This is a genomic window from Mesorhizobium sp. M4A.F.Ca.ET.090.04.2.1 (assembly GCF_003999085.1).
Taxonomy (GTDB): Bacteria; Pseudomonadota; Alphaproteobacteria; order Rhizobiales; family Rhizobiaceae; genus Mesorhizobium.
This window is the reverse complement of sequence record NZ_RZOT01000454.1, coordinates 1-5,038: the sequence shown is the minus strand read 5'-3', so window position 1 is coordinate 5,038 and position 5,038 is coordinate 1. Positions and strand designations below refer to the sequence as shown.

The window sequence follows — 5,038 nt, the reverse complement described above, 5'->3', positions numbered from 1 at the left end:
ATGCGCTACGCCCAGTTCAAGGCCCGGCCCTGGCGTCGCGACGGTCATCACAAGGTGCCCTTTGTCGCAAGGTGGTTGCGCAGATTGGTTCCCGTGCGGTGGATATGCTGACGCAACATATCGCACGCATAGTCCAGATCCCTGGCGACGGCTCCCTGAGCGATCTCACTGTGCTCCTGGCTGACGTTGCGGTCACCCGACGTGCGGGTCAGAAACACCCGGCGATAACGGTCGTTGAGATTAAGCAGCAGGCTGCAGAAATGGAGCAGGATTGGCTTCCCGCAGCCGGAAATAAGTGTCAGATGGAATTCGCGGTGGAACTCTTCCCAGCGCTCGAGTGTCTCGGGGCGGGCCGCGTCACGCTCAGTGCGGTTAAGGCGATGCAGCGCGCGCATGACGTTGCCTTCCCACTCCACATCGCCGATCCGCATGGACTCGCGAAGGGCAAAGACTTCGAGCTCTTCGCGCAGGACGGTGATCTCTTCCAGATTTGCCAGGGAGATTGATGAAACGCGGTAGCCGCGATTGTCCTCGAACTCCACTAGACCGTCCGATATCAGCCGCGCCAACCCTTCACGCAGCGGACTGAGGCTTACGTTGAACGTCTTGCGCGCCTTGTCGAGATTGATCTTGCTGCCGGCCTGAAGCTCGCCGGAGATGATCGCCTCACGAAGACGGGATGCAAGCTGGCTCCCAATCGTGTTTTTGCCGTCGTCGAGGAATCCAGAAGACGATGGAGCATCTTCTGCCGGCGGAGCAGATGCGCCGTCATCATGCGGTACCATTGTCCCGGCTCCCAAGATTCATTCGTCGATGATCGGTATTATAAACGATTATTCTTGTCAACTTCGGACGCGATGAAATCTGCGAAAAAAGCCACGAGGTAACCTCGCTTCCTTCGATTAAATAGAGTTAAATCAACAATTTAGACGTGTTCGTCTCGATTATTTTGGCATCTTGGTGTCACGACAATGCGCCACGGTGGCCTTGACAGATAATCGATTATTTTGATAGTCGGGCAAATCGGGAGGTAGCCCCTTATGGTAATCAAAACCGAAAGCGATCTGACGCCAGCCGTCCTCGCTGTGATGAATCGCACTGAAGACCCCCGCCTGCGAGAAATCCTCGTGTCGATGGTCGCGCATCTTCATGCTTTCGTGCGCGAGGTTCGACTGACTGAGGTCGAGTTTCGGGAGGCGACAGCCATGCTGAACGAGATCGGGCAACTGCATACTGATCACCACAACGAGTTTGTGCTGATGGCCGGTTCTCTTGGCGTGTCTTCACTTGTCTGCCTGCTGAACAATGGCGACAGAGGACAGACCGAGACCTCCCAGTCGCTGTTGGGTCCATTCTGGCGCCTCAACTCTCCGCGAGTCGAAAATGGCGCGTCGATCATCCGATCCGAGACGCCGGGCACTCCCTTATTCGTGCATGCCAAGGTCGTTGACCGCGACGGTAAGCCAATTGCCGGCGCTGAAGTGGATGTCTGGCATGCATCTCCCGTCGGTCTTTATGAAAACCAGGACCCGGACCAGGCCGAGATGAACTTGCGCGGCAAATTCACGACCGACGAGCAAGGTCGGTTCTGGTTCAGGACCGTCAAGATGGTCGGGTATCCGATCCCGGTCGATGGCGTGGTCGGACGCCTGCTCAAAGCTCAGGGACGCCATCCGTACCGACCCGCGCACCTGCACGCACTGATCTTCAAGTATGGATACAAGACGCTGATTTCCCAGGTCTTCGACCCCAGCGACCCGAACATCGGCTCCGATGTTCAGTTCGGTGTCACGGCAGCGTTGACCGGCGACTTCGTTCGTCATGAGGAGCCCCATCCGACCGAAGCGGATATTCCTGGTCCGTGGTTCTCGCTCGACTACACCTATGCCATGGAGCCCGGCGAAGCCGTTTTGCCGCGTCCCCCGATCAAATAAATCACAATCAGCTGAGCAAACGATATGATCACCGAAGAAGAACGCCGGGCCGCGGCAGACGCGCTGCTCAAAGCTGAAATCGAGCGCAAGCCGATCATACAGCCCAGCGAGACCTACCCGAACCTCGAGCTCGAGGACGCCTACCGAATTCAGGCTTTGTGGGCGGAGGCGAGGGTAGCCAAGGGCGCACGGATCGTCGGGCATAAGATTGGCCTGACGTCACGCGCAATGCAGATGGCTTCGAAGATGACGGAGCCGGACTATGGCTGCATTCTTGACGATGCGCTTTACAACGACGGAGCGCAGATCAGGGCTGACTTGTTTATCAAGCCGCGCCTTGAGGTCGAGCTGGCCTTTGTTATGGGTGAGGATCTCGTCGGGCCCGGCACCAGGATCTATGACGTCATGCGTGCGACCGAATTCGTTGTCCCGGCGCTCGAGATTATCGACTATCGGACCGAAGTCCCTCGAGCGATCACGGATACAATTGCGGACAACGCGGCTTTCGGCGCCCTCGTCGTTGGCGGCCGTATAATTCGCCCGATGGACATCGATATCCGTTGGGTCGGAGCGACTCTTTCCAAGAACGGCATCATCGAGGAGTCGGGCGTGTCGGCGGCGATCATGGGACATCCGGCAGCCGGCATCGCGTGGCTGGTCAACAAACTTCATGCTGTGGGCGGTGGCCTGAAGAAGGGACAAATAGTCCTGGCCGGCTCCTTCACGCGTCCTGTCGATATCGCGAAAGGTGATGTCATCCAGGCCGACTATGGCCCTGTTGGCTCCATCGGTGTGTCGTTCGTGTGAGGTGCCAGTTGGATCATCCCGTCAATCGGTTCAAGCGGAAGCTCCTTGCTGGTCAAAGTCAGATCGGCCTGTGGTGTGGCCTGCCGGGAAACTACGCCGCGGAAATCGTCGCGCCTTCAGGTTTCGATTGGCTCCTGTTCGATACGGAACATTCCCCGGGTGACGTTCTGACCGTCCTGCCACAATTGCAAGCGGTCGCATCATACGACGTTTCCCCAGTCGTCCGCCCGGCCATCAACGACCCCGTTCTGATCAAGCGCTTCCTGGATATCGGCGTTCAGACACTGCTCATCCCCTACGTTCAGAACGCTGAAGAGGCGAAAGCCGCAGTCGCGGCCGTGCGATATCCTCCGGATGGAATTCGTGGTGTTTCTGCGCTGACACGCGCCACTCGTTTCGGCCGAGTTGCGCACTATGCGCAAAATGCGGAACGGGAAATTTGCCTGTTGCTGCAAGTTGAGACGCGGGAAGCGCTTGGCAACCTCGAGTCGATTGCTTCGGTAGAGGGAGTGGATGGCGTATTCGTAGGACCGGCAGACCTTGCAGCGAGTTTCGGACACAGGGGACAACCGAGCCACCCGGAGGTGGTCGATGCAATTGTCGGCGCGATTGAACGCCTGAAAGCGTTGGGCAAGCCTGCGGGCATTCTTACCCCGGATGAGAAGTTCGCGGCACGGTGCATCTCGCTGGGAACACTATTTACTGCCGTTGGTGTCGATGTCGCTGTTCTGGCGAGGGGATCGGAAGCACTCGCGGCACGATTTGCATCGCAAGGAGCGCCCCGCGATGCCGGAACGCGATGAACTCCTCACTGAAATCGCACCGACGGGAGTCATCAGAGCCGCGGTCAACATGTCGAATGCCGCACTTGTCCAACTCGATCCAGTGACAGGCGTTCTAACAGGACCGAGCGCGCGGATCGCGATCACACTTGCGGAAGAACTCGACTGCTGTTTGTCGCTGGTTCGATACGGATCGGCCGCTGACATTCTTGCGGCTGCCGAAGGCAACGAGTGGGACGTTGCATTCATTGCTCCCGATCCGTCACGTGCCGACATGTTATCCTTCTCGGCCCCCTATACCACCGTGACCGCCAGCTTTCTGGTGTCAGACAGCAGCCCGCTAGGCAGCGTGGGGGACGTCGACGTCGAAGGGGTGCGCATCGCCGCCGCCAAAACCGCTGCGTATACAAAGCAGCTTGAGCGACAGGTTAGAAATGCGATCCTCCTCCAAACCGAAAATCCCGCCTCCGCCCTGCACATGCTTATGTCCTCCCAGTGCGATGCTGCTGCGGGCTTGACTGAGTCCCTGTCACGTTTCTGCGAAGAGAATCCAGGTTTCCGCGTTGTTGAGGGGACATTCTCGAAAGTGCCTCAGGCGATCGCTGTCCATCGGAGGTGCGTTCACGCTTCAACATTCCTGTCGGACTTCATCCAGCAGCATTGCAGTGCGGGTAAGCCGAGCAATTGAAGAGAGAGCCGCAGGGCGCTGTCGAGCACGTTTCTCGTCAACGGCCCTTCGGTAGAGACACTCTCCCAGGCGCGGTTCACCGGGAAACGATCGCGCGAGGCCTTGAGGCCGACGACGCCGCAGCAGGCAGCAGGGATCCGAATTGGATCCCTGCTGCCTGCTGCGGGCTCGCTGATCTCGTTTAGATCGCCTCGCGCGGTACCGTGGGGACCCAACCTGGGATCTATGGAACCGCATCCGTCCCGACGATGCCCCCCTCATTCTCGAGAACGCTGATCCTTCTGACTTCGGAGCGGTTGAGTTTCAGGCGAACCCCGATGGAGCAGGCCAGCTCTTTTGGTTCGCGATGGATGGATCGCTCCAGCGGGGCGTGATAGATTGTGCTGACGGTACTTTTTGCGTTCGAGTCCAGTGTGCGACCGAACACCGTGAGAGCGAAAATCGGCCGATTGACACCGATAGTTGCGGAAATCTCAAAAGAATTTTTGCGACAATTTTCTCTTTAAAATCAATATCGCAACTTTTTGGCGGCCTGCGTGTCGGAAATTCAGGCCAATACGAAGAAAAAACCCATCTAAATCAATGATTTAGATGGGTTTAAAACAAGTGAGTAGGGAGTAGAGGGAAAACGGCGGCAATAGCGTAGTTTCGGCGGCGATTTTCGCTGCCCTATGAATTGCCTTCGTGTCCGTATCTGCCTCCTACTCGACTGAGAATCTCCAGCTCCGATGGGGCAGACGCGATCTGCGGCCATATTCCGGATCAAGTAAAGTGCTTTCGAACGGTTCGAGCGCTGTGAAGTACAATAGCGTTTATAAGGCCGTGTC

The 5,038-nt window shown here is 57.5% G+C and carries 6 protein-coding genes; 4 read left to right on the top strand and 2 right to left on the bottom strand.

Annotated elements, in window-relative coordinates; translation table 11 throughout:
• Positions 1-47 precede the first annotated feature (47 nt).
• Together EN781_RS25450 and EN781_RS35530 are read right to left on the bottom strand one after the other, a co-directional pair.
• On the bottom strand, positions 48-785 hold the full coding sequence (locus EN781_RS25450; RefSeq protein WP_126056257.1) for a GntR family transcriptional regulator: 738 nt from the start codon (positions 783-785) through the stop codon (positions 48-50).
• A 159-nt stretch (positions 786-944) separates the two neighbouring features.
• On the bottom strand, positions 945-1,151 hold the full coding sequence (locus EN781_RS35530; protein WP_245492653.1) for a hypothetical protein: 207 nt from the start codon (positions 1,149-1,151) through the stop codon (positions 945-947).
• On the opposite strand from EN781_RS35530, the gene EN781_RS25445 reads away from it, so the two are divergent.
• The 4 genes from EN781_RS25445 to EN781_RS25430 are packed head-to-tail and all read left to right on the top strand — an operon-like array spanning position 1,089 to position 4,211.
• Positions 1,089-1,934, top strand: a complete 846-nt coding sequence (locus tag EN781_RS25445) for an intradiol ring-cleavage dioxygenase (RefSeq protein WP_245492652.1) — start codon at positions 1,089-1,091, stop codon at positions 1,932-1,934. The genes EN781_RS35530 and EN781_RS25445 overlap by 63 nt on opposite strands.
• 24 nt (positions 1,935-1,958) lie before the next feature.
• On the top strand, positions 1,959-2,741 hold the full coding sequence (locus tag EN781_RS25440) for a fumarylacetoacetate hydrolase family protein (RefSeq protein ID WP_018237596.1): 783 nt from the start codon (positions 1,959-1,961) through the stop codon (positions 2,739-2,741).
• Between the two features lie 8 nt (positions 2,742-2,749).
• Positions 2,750-3,544, top strand: coding sequence for a 4-hydroxy-2-oxoheptanedioate aldolase (gene hpaI, locus EN781_RS25435; protein ID WP_126056255.1), 795 nt, complete (start codon positions 2,750-2,752; stop codon positions 3,542-3,544).
• Positions 3,528-4,211 carry a transporter substrate-binding domain-containing protein gene (locus tag EN781_RS25430; RefSeq protein WP_126056254.1) on the top strand — a complete coding sequence of 228 codons (684 nt, stop codon included), beginning with the start codon at positions 3,528-3,530 and terminating at the stop codon, positions 4,209-4,211. Before hpaI ends, EN781_RS25430 begins: the two co-directional genes overlap by 17 nt.
• The last annotated feature ends 827 nt before the right edge of the window (positions 4,212-5,038 follow it).